15 protein-coding genes are annotated in these 17840 nt (G+C 43.4%); 4 read left to right on the top strand and 11 right to left on the bottom strand.

Going from position 1 to position 17840, the window contains the following annotated elements; genetic code table 11:
• Positions 1–344 precede the first annotated feature (344 nt).
• Together L4D74_RS11440 and L4D74_RS11435 are read left to right on the top strand one after the other, a co-directional pair.
• Complete coding sequence (locus L4D74_RS11440; RefSeq protein ID WP_428752233.1) at positions 345–953, top strand: YMGG-like glycine zipper-containing protein; 609 nt, start codon at positions 345–347, stop codon at positions 951–953.
• Between the two features lie 184 nt (positions 954–1137).
• A complete protein-coding gene (locus tag L4D74_RS11435; protein WP_428752232.1) occupies positions 1138–2280 on the top strand; it encodes an iron-containing alcohol dehydrogenase in 1143 nt (380 codons plus the stop codon).
• A gap of 156 nt (positions 2281–2436) precedes the next feature.
• Here L4D74_RS11435 and L4D74_RS11430 read toward each other — a convergent pair whose 3' ends face one another.
• The 11 genes from L4D74_RS11430 to L4D74_RS11380 form a co-directional block, all read right to left on the bottom strand.
• Complete coding sequence (locus L4D74_RS11430; protein WP_428752231.1) at positions 2437–3438, bottom strand: substrate-binding domain-containing protein; 1002 nt, start codon at positions 3436–3438, stop codon at positions 2437–2439.
• Between the two features lie 18 nt (positions 3439–3456).
• Complete coding sequence (rbsK, locus tag L4D74_RS11425) at positions 3457–4377, bottom strand: ribokinase (protein ID WP_428752230.1); 921 nt, start codon at positions 4375–4377, stop codon at positions 3457–3459.
• A gap of 189 nt (positions 4378–4566) precedes the next feature.
• Positions 4567–5445 carry a ribose ABC transporter substrate-binding protein RbsB gene (gene rbsB, locus L4D74_RS11420; RefSeq protein WP_428752229.1) on the bottom strand — a complete coding sequence of 293 codons (879 nt, stop codon included), beginning with the start codon at positions 5443–5445 and terminating at the stop codon, positions 4567–4569.
• A gap of 160 nt (positions 5446–5605) precedes the next feature.
• Positions 5606–6586 carry a ribose ABC transporter permease gene (gene rbsC, locus L4D74_RS11415; protein ID WP_428752228.1) on the bottom strand — a complete coding sequence of 327 codons (981 nt, stop codon included), beginning with the start codon at positions 6584–6586 and terminating at the stop codon, positions 5606–5608.
• The gene (gene rbsA, locus L4D74_RS11410) at positions 6583–8088 is read right to left on the bottom strand and encodes a ribose ABC transporter ATP-binding protein RbsA (RefSeq protein ID WP_428752227.1); all 1506 of its coding nucleotides are present in this window, start codon (positions 8086–8088) and stop codon (positions 6583–6585) included. Before rbsA ends, rbsC begins: the two co-directional genes overlap by 4 nt.
• A gap of 32 nt (positions 8089–8120) precedes the next feature.
• The gene (gene rbsD, locus L4D74_RS11405; protein WP_428752226.1) at positions 8121–8540 is read right to left on the bottom strand and encodes a D-ribose pyranase; all 420 of its coding nucleotides are present in this window, start codon (positions 8538–8540) and stop codon (positions 8121–8123) included.
• A 233-nt stretch (positions 8541–8773) separates the two neighbouring features.
• The gene (locus L4D74_RS11400; RefSeq protein ID WP_428752225.1) at positions 8774–10351 is read right to left on the bottom strand and encodes a putative bifunctional diguanylate cyclase/phosphodiesterase; all 1578 of its coding nucleotides are present in this window, start codon (positions 10349–10351) and stop codon (positions 8774–8776) included.
• A 260-nt stretch (positions 10352–10611) separates the two neighbouring features.
• Positions 10612–11175, bottom strand: a complete 564-nt coding sequence (locus L4D74_RS11395) for a sugar O-acetyltransferase (RefSeq protein WP_428752224.1) — start codon at positions 11173–11175, stop codon at positions 10612–10614.
• A 235-nt stretch (positions 11176–11410) separates the two neighbouring features.
• Positions 11411–12091, bottom strand: a complete 681-nt coding sequence (locus L4D74_RS11390; RefSeq protein ID WP_428752223.1) for a type 1 glutamine amidotransferase domain-containing protein — start codon at positions 12089–12091, stop codon at positions 11411–11413.
• 110 nt (positions 12092–12201) lie between these two features.
• The gene (gene gltS, locus L4D74_RS11385) at positions 12202–13428 is read right to left on the bottom strand and encodes a sodium/glutamate symporter (RefSeq protein ID WP_428752222.1); all 1227 of its coding nucleotides are present in this window, start codon (positions 13426–13428) and stop codon (positions 12202–12204) included.
• Between the two features lie 217 nt (positions 13429–13645).
• On the bottom strand, positions 13646–14641 hold the full coding sequence (locus L4D74_RS11380; protein ID WP_428752221.1) for a CobW family GTP-binding protein: 996 nt from the start codon (positions 14639–14641) through the stop codon (positions 13646–13648).
• Between the two features lie 508 nt (positions 14642–15149).
• Here L4D74_RS11380 and clcA point away from each other — a divergent pair.
• The gene (clcA, locus tag L4D74_RS11375; protein WP_428752220.1) at positions 15150–16550 is read left to right on the top strand and encodes a H(+)/Cl(-) exchange transporter ClcA; all 1401 of its coding nucleotides are present in this window, start codon (positions 15150–15152) and stop codon (positions 16548–16550) included.
• A 111-nt stretch (positions 16551–16661) separates the two neighbouring features.
• Positions 16662–17630 carry a TDT family transporter gene (locus L4D74_RS11370; RefSeq protein ID WP_428752219.1) on the top strand — a complete coding sequence of 323 codons (969 nt, stop codon included), beginning with the start codon at positions 16662–16664 and terminating at the stop codon, positions 17628–17630.
• The last annotated feature ends 210 nt before the right edge of the window (positions 17631–17840 follow it).

Genomic DNA, 17840 nt, shown 5'->3' with positions numbered 1-17840 from the left:
AATAAATCGTTACGTACTCTAAGCAATTTTATTTATGCCATTTTTCATCGGGATATGGCTCACCATTAAAGGCACAAAACTCACAAGGGGGTTTAGGCATTATGCTGAAGATCCATGCTCATCCGCTATAGTATTCACCAACAAAGACCCAACCCCACCCCTTCCATATCTCTTGGCTATGCATTGTGAGGTGACAAGCCAACCTGCGTAGTATCAGGTCACAAAAATACCTCTTTTTCGATATTAAACTGATCGAACAAAAAACAGTTGCCCTATACTTGTTCAATAGTACAATTTTGAATAACAAGATTTTCAATAACAATAAGTTACCTAGGGATTATGCCATGAAGAAACCTTCTATTATTGCCATCACTATTCTGTCTACTTTTCTGTTTGGCTGCGGAGCCAATACGACACAAGGTGCCGCAGAAGGAGCAGCCGCTGGCGCTGTATCAGCTGGGATGCTAGGCGCTCTCACCGACCTTATTGTTGATGGAGAAGTTAATACGTATCGTCTTAGCCGAAATGTCACTGCGGGCGCTTTAGCAGGAGGCACAGCAGGGGCTATCGATGGCTACTCAAAGGACCAAAAAGAAGAAGCAAAACAAGCGGCGCAACAAGCTACAAAGCCTAAGCCGACACTAGATTTCGGTCCGGATATAGACGCCTCAGTTAACGCACTGATCGCTTGTCAATATGACGCAGCATTTCGCTCAGCACTGGCAGCAGAGCAAGCGTCTCAGCAATCTTATCAAGAGGCAGGCGTCGCAATGCAAGCACTCATTGACTATGACAGAGATAACTCACAAGGGGTAGATAATGCCGTCAATCGCTTCATCAAGTTAAGCCAGTCGGTCAACTCTAGTCAAGATGCGAAAACGCAGCTGCAATCTCTACATAAAGAGCTACAACAAGAGCGCCAGATTGCTGGAAAGCCACCGACATGTAGCTAAGTATTCTTACCTATTTTTGGGGTTTCCCTTGAACCCCAAAAATACACCCCCACCATAGTATTAATTCATCTTATATTCTCAACCTATCATTTCTCTATGCATTAGCTGCGCTACGCATCAGCTTTCTCTAGGCATCAGACGTCGGTGTCTCGCATAGTACTTTGAGTCAAAAGAGGCAGTTTTCATGAAGTTTAGTTACGTTAATACCACGGTCATTCATTTTGGTGTTGGTCAAATCAGTACGCTTGCTAGCAATGTACCAGTCGATGCCAATGTGCTCGTTGTCTATGGGGGGGGATCCATCAAAAAGAATGGGGTTTATGATCAGGTGGTGGCTGCACTTAGCGATCATCAGTGGATCGAATTTTCAGGTATTGAAGCTAATCCGACCAAAGAAACCTTAGACAAAGCGATTGCGATAGCTAAATCTGAATCGATTGACTTCATCCTCGCGGTTGGTGGTGGCTCTGTCATTGATGGTGCGAAGTACATTGCTGCAGCGGCACTGCATGATGGCGATAGCTGGGATTTAGTCACCCGTAAATACACCGTAGAGAGTGCGATCCCACTTGGCGCAATTTTAACGCTACCAGCAACAGGATCGGAATCCAATATGGGCGCGGTAGTAACGAAGAAATCCACCAATGAAAAGTTGGGATTCATGTCTCCAGCAGTGCGACCTGCATTTGCTGTTCTAGATCCGAGCGCAATGATAACTTTACCAGAAAAGCAACTTGTGAATGGTCTTGTTGACGCATGGGTTCACGTTTGCGAGCAGTACATCACCTACCCGACTGGCAACATGGTTCAAGATGGCTACGCTGAAGCCTTGTTAAAAAATCTCTTAACACTAGGGCATCAATTTGGACAACAAGACGACGCTTGGCGTGAAAACCTAATGTGGACAGCCAATCAATCACTCAACGGCCTTATTGGCGCAGGTATGCCTCAAGACTGGGCGACTCATATGATTGGACATGAATTAACAGCCTTGTGGCATGTTGACCATGCTCGTTCCCTTGCGATTGTTCAGCCCTCTTTGCTTCGTGCTCAAATTGAAGCGAAACGAGCGAAGCTAGAACAAATGGGACGAAATGTCTTTGGGTTAGCTGATAGCCCATCATTGGCAGAAGAGACCATCACGGCCATTGAGAGCTTCTACCAAGGATTAAACATCGATCTCGTCCTGTCGGAAGTACCGGGAGACAAACGCGACGCGATCGAGCAGATTATTGCTAAGCTGAAACAAAATGGTTACCTCGAAATGGGTGAAAATAACGGTATCACTCTTGATGTCACGCGTACCATCTTAGCAAACGCATTATAGTCTAAAGCGATGCCTATATTTGAGTGTTGATGTTTCAGCTTTAGGTACTAAAAAGGCGTTAAACAAAAGCTTGATAAGAGCCTAGTTTAGCGCCTTTTAATGACTATATCCGTCAGTTAAGCCGTGATGAAATAAAGCTATGACCTCTTCACCACACTAACGTGATTTTACACTTTCACGCTCTACCAATGTTGGCTCAAGTTGAATGAGATCAGGCTGCTCAACGCGCTTCTCTATTTTATCGAGTAGCGTTTCAACCGCCGCTTTCCCCAAACGATATTTAGGTTGGTGGATCGTTGTTAACGACGGTGTCATAAATTTAGCAATGTGAATGTCATCGTAACCGATAATGGACAGTTCTTCAGGAATTTGGATATTCCGTCGGTCTGCGACATTAATAACACCCATGGCCATCATATCATTACAAACAAATAATGCCGTAGGTAAACGACCGCGCTCTACGAGTGTATTAAGCGCCTGCGCACCGCCTTCACACTCAAAGTCTGCTTCCACAACCCAGTCAGGGTTAAGCTCTAGGTGAGCTTCCTCAAGGGCTTTTTTGTAACCATCGAAACGCATTTGTGCTTGCTGTCTATTTAACGGCCCTGTGATACAACCTATCTCTTGATGACCAGATTCAATTAGGTGCTTGGTGGCAAGGTAACCACCAAAAAATGAATTATCTTGAATTTTATCACTTTCAAAATGAATGGGGCCCCAATCCATCACTACCACAGGAATCGTCGGATATTGCTGAAAAATATCGATTTTCTCCCCTTCTACGGTGGAACACATCAATATTAGGCCATCGACGCGTTTTTGCATCAGCGTATCAATGGATGCTCGCATTCGCTCGCTATCACCTTCAGTGTTGCAGAGGATCAAATTATAATTTTCTTGATAGCAACTGCGCTCGACTCCTTTAACGACTTCACCAAAAAAAGGGTTTGTCGACGTGGTAACCAACATGCCAATCGTTCTTGTTCGATTCATTTTCAGACTTCGAGCAAGCGCAGATGGCGCATAATTTAGTTCTTTTGCCACCTTGTTAACGCGTTCTGATATCTCTTCGCTAACAAATCGCGTTTTATTGATGACATGACTGACCGTTGAGGTTGAAACACCAGCATGCCTTGCAATATCCTTCATCGAAGCCATTTAGCCTACATCTCCGTTCTAGCTTTGCTGCGAAATAAACTCGTTCACTTCATCTAAGGTTGGAATCGACGTTTGCGCACCGAATCGTGTCACAGAAATCGCGGCTGCCGCATGGGCAAAAATAATTGCCTCTTCGATGGCCTCTCCGCGTAATAAGGCCGTGACAAGCGCACCGTTAAAGGTGTCACCCGCAGCGGTGGTATCCGTTGCTTCGACCCTAAAACCAGGGATACGGATGCCGCGTCCATTTTGGCTCAACCAAACCCCTTGTGAACCCAGCGTAATCATAACAATTTCAATGCCTTTGTGGTGCAATAAACTTGCTGCTCGTTGAGCTGATTCATCATCGGTAACCGTCACGCCCGTTAACACTTCGGCTTCGGTTTCGTTGGGTGTTATCACATCAATACACGATAGTATGCTATCGGGCAACTCACGTGCTGGTGCAGGATTTAGGATTACATTGGTTTTCGATTGCTTCGCGAATGTGACAGCGTACTCAATACCTTCTAACGGGGTTTCCAGTTGCGTCAGTAAGTAACTGGCACCATCGATCAACGTACGATGTTTTTCCACCTGTGTCTTAAGCAGTTTGGCGTTTGCTTCTGCAGAAATACAAATGCTGTTCTCACCGCTATCAGACACTTGAATCATCGCAATACCAGTTGGCGTTTCAGATTCCACCGATACCCCTTCAACGTTAATACCATCAACTTGAAAAGCATCGCGAATATTAACACCAAACGCGTCATCACCAACACACGCAATAAACCCAATATCCGCTCCTAGCCTTGCAGCAGCGACAGCTTGATTCGCCCCTTTTCCGCCAGGAATAACCTGGTATCGGTGACCGTGTAACGTTTCACCAGGTCTTGGGAAAGAAGGCACCTGTAAAACGTGGTCCGCATTGACACTACCCAAAACAATGAGCTCATTCATATAGTGTTCCTTGTAACTAGGAATAAGAAAACTTTGGATTAACCAATTAGTCCAAAATACTCTCTATCAAAAATGCATTGCGTTATTGCTGCCCGCCTGACTAACGAAGAGAACAAATACCGCTTCTAATAAAGAACTGACTTCAATAGACGCCCTCATTGCAGGCGTCTATTGACCAATCAGTGCACGTTACTCGTTAATGATCTTAAGAGGAACCGGAATATACGCTTCTACCGTTTCACCTTTTAAGACTTTAACCGCAGTTTCCACACCCAGCGCACCAATCATATCTGGTTGCTGTGCAACGGTTGCCGCTAACTTGCCACGTTTTACCGCCGCAATTCCATCGTCAGTACCATCAAACCCAACGATCATAACGTCTTTTCCAGCAGCTTGTACTGCACGTAATGCACCCAGTGCCATTTCATCGTTTTGAGCAAATACCGCTTGAACATCTGGGTTTGCCGCGAGCAAGTTCTCCATAACGTTTAGACCTTTAGTACGGTCAAAGTCGGCTGGTTGGCTTGCCAATAGCTCCATATCAGAACCTTTGACTGCGTTCATGAAACCTTCTCCACGCTCACGCGCTGCAGACGTACCGGCAATACCTTCAAGCTGAATGACTTTTGCTTTTTCGCCCACTTTTTCCATAATGAAATGACCCGCCATTTCACCACCAACAACGTTATCAGATGCTATATGGCTTGCCACATCACCACGGCTTGCGCCACGATCGAGTGTCAGTACTGGGATATTTGAACGGTTAGCCATACGGATGGCATTCGATACCGCATCAGAATCTGTTGGATTGATTAGGATCGCTTTCACACCACGAACCGTTAAGTCTTCCACATTGGAAAGCTCTTTGCTTGGATCATTTTGTGAATCTAAAACGATAAGGTTATAGCCAAGTTCTTTGGCTTTTGCTTCCGCACCGTCTTTCATTGTTACGAAGAAAGGGTTATTCAGTGTCGAAACAACGATCGCCATTGTATCTTGTGCTGTTGCGGTCGCAGACATAGAAGCTGATAGTACAGCTGCTGAGATAAGCGTTGCCAATTTTTTCATGGTCTATTCCTTTATATATTGTATGTAGGGGGTGTTACTAATAAATGTAAAATGGTTCTAATAGTTCTGGGTACCTCATGACAAAGTACCATGTACCGTTGTGCTTGCCTTTTATAAGGAGCGAAACCAGCTTTCATCTCGCTCCTATATAATCGGTGTTCTACTTGTTTTTGTTATCAACCAAGACAGCCAGCAGAATAACAACCGCTTTTGCAATCATTTGGTAGTAAGACGAAACATCAAGTAAGTTCAGTGCGTTATTCAGGAAGCCAATAATCAACGCACCAATTAGTGTGCCCATAATTCGACCGCGCCCACCCATCAAGCTAGTTCCGCCTAATACTACCGCTGCGATGGCATCAAGTTCATAGCCCATTCCAGCAGTAGGCTGTGCTGACGAGAGACGTGAGGTGACAATAATGCCAGCTAATGCCGCCAACAATCCACAAATCGCATACACGCCGATTTTTACTTTATCGACATTAATACCAGACAAACGAGTTGCGGATTCATTGCCACCAAGTGCGTAAACATAACGGCCGAAGCGCGTGTGGTTTAACAAATACCAAACCGAAGCAAACACCAGCACCATTAACCAGACTGGTACTGGAATGCCCAAAGCATAACCCGTTCCAAACCAAGCAAAGGCATCTGCTGTCTCCGTAAAGCCTGTAGAAATTGGACGTCCGTCGGTGTACACCATAGTAACGCCACGTAATAACGTCATGGTTACCAAGGTTGCAATGAACGCTTGCACTTTACCTTTCGCTATAATAATCCCGCTGATCGCACCCAAAGCAGCGCCAGCAACGAGAGCGGTTGGCACAGCGATCATCACCGGGACTTCCAACCCAATTAAGCTTGCGGCAAACGCACCACACAGCGCCAATACTGATCCGACACTTAAGTCGATACCCGCCGTCAAAATCACCAACGTCATACCAACCGCAATAATGGCATTAACCGATGTTTGACGAAGAATGTTAAGAATATTGTCGACCGTGAAAAAATTGGGGTTTAGAAAAGACACCACGACAATAAGAAAAATCAACGCAATCAGTGATTTTTGCTCAATTAGCCATTCCTTATTGAACAGCGTCGTTTTCTTTTCTGTTGCTACACTCATTGTTTTGTTGCTCATGCTGCTTCCTCGTTAACCTTTTTACCCACCGCGCACGCCAATAGTTTTTCTTGGTCGGCTTCATCTGCCATAAATTCGCCACTTACGCGGCCTTCATGCATGACCATTATTCGATCGCTCATCCCAAGAACTTCTGGCATTTCTGACGACACTAAAATGATGCTCATGCCATCTGCCTTAAACTTATTGATCAGCTGATAAATCTCTTTTTTCGCACCAACATCAACACCTCGAGTCGGCTCATCAAGGATTAGCACTTTAGGCTTAGTCATTAACCCTTTGGCAATCGCCACTTTTTGCTGATTACCTCCAGATAAGTTACCAATGATCTGATTTCTAGAAGGCGTTTTGATATTGAATAACTTAATGAAATCTTCCACAGCGATAACCTCATCACCATGTTGAAGCTGTAAGCCGTTCGACAATGTCTCTAATGTACAGAGCGACATATTCTCTTTAACCGATAAACCCAGCACTAAGCCGTCGCCTTTTCTGTCTTCGGAAATATAAGCGATACCGTTGGCTAAGCCTTCCTGAGGGCTATTGGGATTAATCGTTTTTCCATAAAGCGACACCTCACCGGATTCTCTTTTCAATGCACCATAGACGATTTTCATTAATTCCGTTCGCCCAGCGCCCATTAAACCTGACACGCCTAAAATTTCGCCTTGATCAACATGGAAGCTCACATCACTGACGCCAAGTCCAGAAACACCTTTGACTTCTAGGCTACGTTTACCGTGCACAGCATGAATACGTGGATATTGCTCATCCAGCTTACGGCCTACCATCATTTCAATTAAGGCATCTTCATTCGTCTCTGCAACCACCGTTTGACCGATGAATTTGCCATCCCTTAACACGGTAATGTCATCACAAATTTCAAAAATTTCTTTCAATCGGTGAGAAATATAAACAATGCCGCACCCTTGCTGACGCAATTCATTAATCACATTAAACAGTGACGCCGTTTCGGTATCCGTTAATGCATCCGTCGGCTCATCCATGATGATAACCTTCGACTTAAATGACAGTGCTTTTGCAATTTCGACCATCTGCTGCTCACCAAGGCTGAGCGCACCAAGCAATGTTTTTGAGCTATGTTTTACATTTAGACGTGATAGCAATGCGTCAGCGTCCGAATACATTTCATTCCATAGAATGCGACCAAACGCGTTGGTTTTTTCACGTCCAAGGTAAATGTTCTCAGCAATCGTGAGTTCCGGAATTAAATTTAACTCCTGATGAATAATGCTGATGCCGGCTTGTTGAGAATCTCTCGGACCTGCAAATGAAACTTCTTGGTCTTGATAACGTAATTCACCAGCATCTTTGGCATAAATTCCTGTCAGTACCTTCATCAGCGTCGATTTACCGGCACCATTCTCGCCAAGAAGTGCCATGACTTTACCTGGATACACGTTTAGGCTCGCCTTATCTAAGGCTTTAACACCCGGAAAGGCTTTTTCTATCTCACTAAGTTGTAGTATGGGTTGCAACATAGGGCTGTCCTGCTCGCACATAATTTTTTGGTCTAAAACACAACACCAGATTGAAATATCACGTTCGCGTAAGGTGTACATTCACCGGTTCGCACAATCGCCTTTGAATCTTGCGTTCTTACTTTGAATTCTTCATGAGAGACATACGTGACTGAAATCGTTTTTTGGGTTGCTTTTGCTTCACTGTCTATCAGATCCATCAATGCATCGTGAGCTTCTGGAGAGACACGTTTAAACTCTTCCGCCAGCAGCACACCTTCGATTTGAGCTTCAGCTAAGTAAACTTTGACCGTTTGCAGAAATGATGGCACTCCTAGTGTTAGTGCGAGATCAATTCGCTGTGTTTCTTCAGGGATAGGCAAACCCGCATCGCAAATAGTAACTTCATCGGTATGCCCGAGAGTGGCAACTAAATATGAAAGCTCAGAATTGATTAGTGCACTTTTTTTCATTTTTGTACCTGCTCGGTTCTTTAGATCGTTGATGAACGACTACAGTAGAATCATCACCATCGATACGTTTCGATGGCTGTAATCCTAGCGCGATTATCCAAAATTTCGAGTGAGCACTGGAGTAAATGTGATCACGATCACCACATCGAAACGTATCGATGCGTTAAACGTGAATGGTTTCAAATTGTGAATATTAGGTGACTAGAGAGGTAACCAGAAACGGAATTGCGCCGTTAAGCGCTGTATTGCATAAGGGTGGAAATGTAATCACCAGACGCAAAATGACAGCCAATCGCTTTCAACGATCGTAGCTGTTCTTCACTTTCGACGCCTTCCGCTATTGTGTCGATATTGAGCAAATTTGCGAGACCAACAATGGCCTTGGCCACTTGTTCAACTGATTCATCTTCGGCAATTTCTGTTGTGAGGAGTGCACTAATTTTAATTTTTTGAATCGGCAAATCACGAAGTTCTGAGATTGAGATATGACCCATACCAAAGTCCGCTACCGTGATTTGGCAACCATATTCTACAAGCTGATACAATTCGTCGACACTGCGCTTCTTGGATAAGGACTCTTCAAACACTTCCAAAATTAAACAATCAGCGGGTAACTGATAACGCTTAAGTATTTGAACAATTTCTTCAACAAATGATCCATGCCCAAAGTTTCGCGATGAAATTTTAACCGCCACCTTTCGTAACGCTCCAACAGACGCATATTTGCACGCTTGTTCAATGGTAAACAAATTGAGCTTTCGAATAAGTTGGCTCTCTTCCGCAATGGGAATAAATTCAAAACGATTGACTTCACCAAACACTTTGTCGTGCCACGCCAACCGGCTCTTAAAACTGACAACCTCATGGTTAGAAAGATCAATGACCGGCATAAAGCTCACTTCTAAACGATGCTGCTCTATCGCGTCAGACAGCCTTTGCGCCAACGCCTTCTTTCTTCCCCACTGCTCTCCCATTTCTTCGGTGTAACATAGCCAATTAGCCTGACACTGCTTAGCTCGATACATTGCAAGATCAGCCTGCTTAAGCAGCAAGCTTGATTCTATGGTTCTTGACGACTTGGTCGTAATACCTATGGCTGCGGAGCCACGTTCATACTTATTACCAATTTCAATATAAGCAATAGAGTCAATAAGTCGCTGTGCATGCCTAGCGGCATCATCACAGTTGCACTCGGGAAGCAGCACAACAAACTCGTCACCTCCGAGTCTAGCCACGATACCCTGCTCGCCAATTACTGACTTGAAGCGCCTAGCAACCACCTGTAAGAACGAATCACCATAATCATGGCCTTTACTGTCGTTAATTGATTTAAATTCATTAAGATCAATTAGCAATAGCGAGTAAGCTTCTGATGAGTAAAGATTCGAACTTAGGAAACGCTGTAAGTGTTCAAAGAAAGAGGTACGATTAGGTAAACGTGTCAGAGTGTCAAAGTAAGCCAGATCGCTTAATTTATCTGTGGTATCTTTTTCTAAGGTTATATCACGCTTAACCGCAATATAATACGTTTTACCTTCGTATGTAAAAGGGCTAATTTGGGCTTTTTCTATAAATAGATCGCCGTTCTTTTTGCGATTGATAAGCTCACCGTACCACGAATTTCCGCAGCCCAGTGCAGACCACATTTCGCGATAAGTCTCGGGGTTTGTTTTTCCCGATTTTAACAAACTTGGATTTCGGTTCGCGACTTCCTCAGCAGAATATCCGGTTAGCTGATAAAACTGGTCATTGGCATACTTGATGCTTGCGCTAGCATCAGTAATCACAATTGCCGCGGCGCAACTTTGCATTGCGTTCGCTATCAAGCCGAACGACAATTCAAGCGCTGAATTTGACGATATATGATCCACTAATGATAAGCCCAATAATAACAATCGCCCTATCATAAATATTTATGGAATTGACATCAAATAAAACGTCAAGAATTCGTTGATAAAACAACAATTTTTTGACGCTTTGTTTATCCTTATCAATTAACCGCAACACAATGACGCAATTAATCCAGTTATCATTAACGATCACTAATAAAATGCTATAAGTGACATTTGCGTTAGTCGTTATTAATCGCTTTGATCACTTTACATGGGTTCCCTACCGCTAGCACATTGCTTGGGATATCTTTCGTCACAACGCTGCCGGCACCAATAACCGTGTTATCTCCAATATTAACGCCTGGGCAAATGATTGCCCCACCACCAATCCATACATTATTACCAATTTTAATTGGCAATCCAAACTCAACCCCCTCATCCACACGTGCCTTTGCCTCCAGCGGATGCCCCGCTGTATATATTTGCACGTTTGGGGCCAAAAGAACGTTGTCGCCTATCTCAACGAGATTAACATCAAGGATTACGCAATTAAAATTTGCGTAAAAATTTTTCCCCACTTGAATATTACTGCCATAATCACACCTGAAGGGAGGCTCGAGATACAACCCTCCCCCATTTTGCTCTATCAATGTTTCTTTTGCTTCATTCCATTGTGGTGAATCAGGAATGCTGTCATTCAATTGTTTAAGAATCTCTCTGCATCTTATCCTTGCTTGATACAGCTCAGGATCCCAGGCGAGGTAAGGCTCTCCCGCAAGCATTTTTTGTTTTTCTGTTTTCATTATTTACCCAACACGTTAGACATCCACTTATGCAGAAATCCATTGCTAACAATAATCGTAGGGAGGTTCTCCCTTCGGGCAGTTTGCCCAACATAATAGCGCTCGACTTGGTTTTGTCCCCAATATTTTATGTGCTATTGACTAACAAAGGAATATTGATTTGTTATGGGATATGTCAATGACTCAAAGACGCTCTATTTACTTAGAGCTGGCCTAAGCTATATTGAGAGGCATATTATTGATTAAGTGCGTTCACAAGTGCATCAACCGCAGATCGTACGCTAGCGGTATTCTGTCCGGTTATCAGCCAGCCATCGACCACCACATGCGGTTGACCATTATCGGCTTGAGTAAATATCGATCCACATCGTACCAATTCATCTTCGACTGAAAACGGAATAGCATTCCCTCGATTACCTGCTAGCTCCTCACTATTACTACAGCCTGTCACTTTTTTACCCGTTAACATCGGTGAGTCATCTTCTCGAGTTACATGAATTAGCGCACCTGACGCATGACCAAATGCACAAATATATTTGTCACTGCTATGAAAATTATCAAGCAGGGTGACCGAATCCGGATCACAGGTAAGATCCCACAACGCTCCATAGCCACCACACACGATGACGGCATCATAGTCCATTGGATTAACATGACTTATTCGCTTTGATGACGCCAACAACCCTAGTAAAGCGTCACGAGAAGCCGCTAGCTGACGATCAGCACCATCAATGTTATACAAAGGATCGATAGGTGGCATTCCTCCTTTAATGGAACAAGTCGTCACGTGAATGCCTTGGGCTTCAAGTACAGCGTGACAAATGGCAAACTGCACTAAATCGACACCTGTCGCTTCCTTAGTAAACCCTAAACGCGCATGAGAAGTGACCATCAACAGTACTTTATAAGACGACATTCTTTTCATTCCTTAATCCACATGACTTAATCCTAGTGAATCGGCACCGTTTTTCAAAAAAAAGAGAAGCCTAATGGCTTCTCAATATAATGAAAATATTATTCTTATCGCTACGCAAGCCAGCCCATAAAATAAGGAATGATTAGGGCGTTAGCTAAATCAATAAAGAATGCGCATACCAAAGGTACAACGATAAAGGCTTGATGAGAGTTCCCATATTTCTGTGCTACTGCTGACATATTCGCCATTGCTGTAGGGGTTGAACCAAGCGATATCCCGCCAAAACCCGAACAGATAACTGCAGCGTCGTAATTTTTACCCATTGCAGGAAAAATAATGAGTAGGTTAACTAAAATAGCAACAACAAATTGCGCACCTAATATCGCAAAAATAGGCCCAGCAAGATCAACCAGCGTCCAAAGCTGCATACTCATAAGCGACATCGCCAAAAACGCACCTAGAGAAATATCGGCTATCAGTGCAATGGAAGGTTTGTTGGCTGGCCATCTCGTCCCCGTAATTCGTGGGTAATTATGCGGAACCAGATTCGATAAAATAATACCAGCGAATAAACAAGTCACAAACAGTGGTAGCTGCAGCCCTAAATGTTCGACACCTTCATTTAGAAAAACACCAACAATAATACAAGTATGAATTGCAAGCATGGCATCAAGAAAGTCATAAGAGGTGATTTTTGTCTCTGAGGCAGAGTCTGCGACACCAACATCCATCGCTTCTTCTTGAGAAGGTTTAAGATCATAGCGCTTGATGAGGAACTTGGCGATTGGCCCGCCCATGATACTAGCTAAAATCAGACCAAATGTTGCACTGGCAATACCAATTTCCATTGCTGTATCGAGACCAAACTGTTCTTGTATTTTTGGCGCCCACGCTATCGCAGTTCCGTGACCACCAATCAAGGATACCGTCCCGCTTAGCAGTCCCGCAATAGGCTCAAGCCCAAAGGCTGTTGCAACAGTAATACCGGTTATATTCTGAATCAACATATAGCCAATGGTAATAATCAACAAGATAATGAGGGGCTTCCCGCCTTTCATTAAATCACCAAGGCTCGCATTAATACCAATAGTGGTAAAAAAGTAAACGAGTAACACATCACGCGCCATTAAATCAAAGCTAACCTCAATGGACGTTACCATATGTAAAAGTGCAAAAAGTACCGAGAAAACAATACCGCCAGAAACTGGCTCTGGAATGCTAAATTCCTTTAAAAATCCGACGACTTGATTGAGCCGTCGACCAACAAAAAGGACAATAATCCCCATTGTGACTGCCATAAATGAGTCAATGTGAACCGCACCATTTTCAATAATCATCTATCTTACTTCCTGTTAGAAACATGTTACCGAATAGCATGCCTGTATTTTTTGTTCTATCCAACTCTTTTTATTCAATTTTTCCTCAGAATCTTCAGCGCAGAATACAAAAACGCCATGACACTTTTTAGAGTGTACATGGCGACTATACTGATACTTTCGAATGATAGTTGAACCTAAGTCACTTATATTCCAAGCGACCTGTAAGTTGAACGATTTAGGCTTTCAAACCACATAGCGCCAATAAGATGGCCTCCAAATCAGTCCACGGGAGTAATTGACTGTCAATCACTTCAATTCTTGACTCATAACCTTGTAATGAAATTTCGTTTACCGATACCACCTGATTCGACACATTAAAGGCATAGCAGCCCTTATTGGTATTCACTACGGCTTTCACGCGCTCAGCCGTTAAATCGCTGAGCATAGAAAACAATTGGTCAAAATCAAATAAGTGTTCCGCCCCGACTATCCAACCACAACTAAAATACCCTTGGCCTTTGTTTTCTCGGCGAATATATGACTGTTCTGGAGGCAACTCAAACACTGGCTCCATATCACTATGGTCATGCAATTGCTGCTCTCGCTCACTCTGAGTTGTCAAAGGTAAGGCTTCTCTTCGCTCAATATCAAGCAGCTCAATAGGTAAGTTACCTTGTTTAATTAATTGATGATAAATCACTGCAGGCTCTTGCACGCTCACCCAGTCATTAAAAGCATCAATATCTTCTGAGTGACATTCATCAACTTTATTACCAATCACCACATCCGCGGCAGCGAGTTGATCATTAAAATTATTATTAGAGAGGTACTTTGTATCAGATAAATTTCTTGGATCCACTAAGGTAATGGTCGCGCGTAAATCTACGTAATTTTGATACTGTTCCGATGTTAACGTTTTTATCACTTGCTTGGGGTGACCAAGCCCTGTCGGTTCAATAATTAGACGATCTGGTTTTTGACGCAGCAACGCGTTAATTCCTACCGACATTGGAACACCAGCAGTACAGCACATGCAGCCACCCGGTACCTCTTTAATCATTGCCCCGCCATCGGCAAGCATCGCCCCATCAATACCCACTTCACCAAACTCATTCACCAGTACTGCCCAATGCTCATTGGCTGGTTTATTTTGAAGTAAATTGAGAATCGTGGTTGTTTTTCCTACACCGAGAAAGCCGGTGATAATATTGGTAGGAACTTGACGTGACATACAAAATCCAATGAATTGAAATAATGCATTTAGTATAAACTGTTTTCTGCGCTATCACAGAGTGCGCTATTTGAAAATCCACTTCAAATGGTCAACAAAACACCAATTATATGAATACATTAAAAAAGCGCGGATGATAAACGACAAAAGGCGCACTTTGCGTGCGCCTCGACCCTCGTTACTCAATCGTGAGTTTGCGAATCTCTAAGCCATACGAGATGCTGAGATCATTTACGAGGCAGTAGTATGTGTAACATTTCACATCCAAATTGTACGTAGGGGCTTCAAATCCTCCGTGCTTGTCGAATACATACCCTACGCTTTAACTATGGACCATAATCCTCTAATTACAAGTTTGCCACACGTTTATTTATGTCTAACTGGTCACAATTTCTAAGCGCACTAATATTGCAATACTACTTTGCAAACTTGTCACTGTTTGTCTATTTCAGAACTCGTATAATTTCGGTTCTAAATCCCCCGTCAAATAGAAAAGGCCCACACTTTTATGACCAAGAGAGAAAAATTTAAGCAGTCACTGCTCGTCAGAGTACCTAGAGAAACCATTAATCAGTTTCTGTCTAGGGATAAGACGCCGGTTTCTGTGCTTTTTCTTTCCTGTATTGTGGGTATATTAGCTGGATTTGTTGGCACATTGTTTGAGCTTGGTGTTCATTTCGTCACTGACACCCGTACTGAATGGTTAAAGGACGAAATCGGCTCAGTACTCCCTCTGTGGGCTTCTGCATTTATCATCAGCGCATTATTGGCATTCATCGGCTATTTCCTTGTCCACAAATTCGCACCAGAAGCCGCTGGTTCTGGTATTCCAGAAATCGAAGGCGCAATGGATAACATGCGACCAGTACGTTGGTGGAGAGTGCTGCCCGTTAAATTTTTTGGCGGCCTAGGTGCTCTTGGCTCAGGCATGGTTTTAGGACGGGAAGGACCGACAGTACAGATGGGCGGCAATATTGGTCGTATGGTCACCGACATATTTCGAGTAAAAGATGATGATAGCCGGCATACTCTACTCGCATCGGGTGCGGCAGGTGGCTTAGCTGCGGCCTTCAATGCGCCACTCGCGGGCATTATGTTTGTCGTTGAAGAAATGCGCCCTCACTTTCGTTACTCTTTAATATCAATTAAAGCGGTACTGATTTCTGCCGTTGCCGCCACTATTGTCTTTCGTTCTATCAATGGACAGGGCGCGGTAATCAGCATGCCGCAGTATGACTCACCAAGTATGCAAGTATTATGGTTGTTCCTAGTACTCGGTGCACTATTTGGGATTTTTGGTGTTGCCTTCAATCGACTCGTCACCCTATTTCAAGATTTGTTTGTTAAGCTGCATAAAAATGATCTAAAGCGTTTCCTATTAACAGGTTCTGTCATTGGCGGTATTTTTGGGCTTTTACTGCTCTACGTGCCTGAGTTAACAGGTGGTGGGATTGGCTTAATACCTGAAATCACCAATGGGGATTTTGGTGCAGGATTTCTGTTTATTCTCTTTATTGGCCGTGTATTTACCACGCTTATTTGCTTTGGTTCTGGCGCTCCGGGGGGCATTTTTGCTCCTATGCTTGCCTTAGGCACCTCCTTTGGTTATGCCTTTGGATTGATGGCACAACTTCTCTTTCCTGATCTACCTATTGAGCCCGGTGTTTTCGCTATTGCAGGAATGGGGGCGTTGTTCTCTGCCACGGTACGTGCCCCTATCACTGGTATTCTATTGGTCATTGAAATGACCAATAACTATTACCTTATTCTTCCACTAATTATTACCGCTTTGGGAGCAACAATCATTGCTCAAATGCTTGGTGGTCAGCCAATTTATAGTCAGCTTCTTCACCGCACACTAAAGAATACTAAATTGAAACAAGAGGATCTGCCAAGTCGAGAAAACTAGGGCGCAATTTCAAATGATTTGAGATACAATCAGACGGCTAGACTTCTAGTGCTTAACTATCAGCGCTGGCAGTATTCACTTAAATAATCATAGGGAACTGATTAGGTGACGATGTATATAGCTGCTCTAAAACGACTGACTCAGTTTCATAATGTTCCGACCTCACAGGCCTCATTAGCCCTTGGTATTATAGGGCTTGGACATGCTTGGGCGTTGTACTTGCCAAATATAGGCAAACAAATACAACCGATTCTGGCGAGTATTGGTGCCCTGCTGCTGCTCCCGGTTTTATTAAAATACCTTTTAAATAAGCATATTTTTTCAGCGGATATAAAAAACTCAATTACTGGTAGCTTAATGGCTCCAATGAGTATGGCGTTACTTATTCTTTGTGATTATTTAGCATTAATATTGCCACTTATTGCATATCCTTTGTGGTTTGCAGCTTTAACCCTTCACCTCTCACTTGCCGTTTTATTTTTCTTCTACCAATTACGTAATTTTAAAATTGCAAATATTCTCCCAAGTTGGTTTCTATATCCAGTTGGCTTAATTAGTAGCTCACTCGCAGGCACTCAGTTTGGACATACTGTATATTCTGAGACCATTGCGAGTGTCTGTATTGGCATTTACTTTTTTATGCTACCGCTAGTTCTATATCGCCTAGTTTTTGAAGGCATGCTAAAGAAACGGGCAAGACCAACCATTGCAATTATGGCAGCGCCAATTAACCTCACATTAGCTGCCTATCTAGTAAACTTTGATGAGCCTGATCCGATCCTGACTGGAGCGCTTGCTGGCATCGCTATCACCATGACTCTAATGATATATTTATGTTACTTCCGACTTCTTAAACTCAAGTTTCAACCCTCCATCGCTGCGATTACTTTCCCCTCCGTTATTAGCTCGATCGCCATGCATAGACTCACTGCCTTTTTCGAGGTTGAGTACCCTCAATGGCACTGGCTTCATAAGTTTGGGTTTCTTGAACTCACCATCGCTACGTTTGCAGTTATTTGGGTGAGTGTTGGGTTTGTTGCTATGTATTGGCCTGAGTTAAAATACTCGAACAAAAAATGATGCTTTTATCAGTAACAAGGCTTAAACGATAAGTCTCACTTTGCCTAGACCCCCAACAGGTATAAGCAAAATCAATATATTAATATAAGTTATAGTTCATTCTGCAGGTATCACCAAAGAATAAGTTTTTGGGTAGTGACAGTCATTCTATTATCGGCAATAAATAAGTGCATCGGCCGACATATAATTTCAATTACTCAGAGAATACTG

Origin of the sequence: Vibrio cionasavignyae, assembly GCF_050337155.1 — a bacterium.
In the GTDB taxonomy this organism is placed as follows: Bacteria; Pseudomonadota; Gammaproteobacteria; order Enterobacterales; family Vibrionaceae; genus Vibrio; species Vibrio nomapromontoriensis.
Note: the sequence above shows the minus strand (reverse complement) of the source record. Positions and strands in the feature narration are given on the sequence as shown.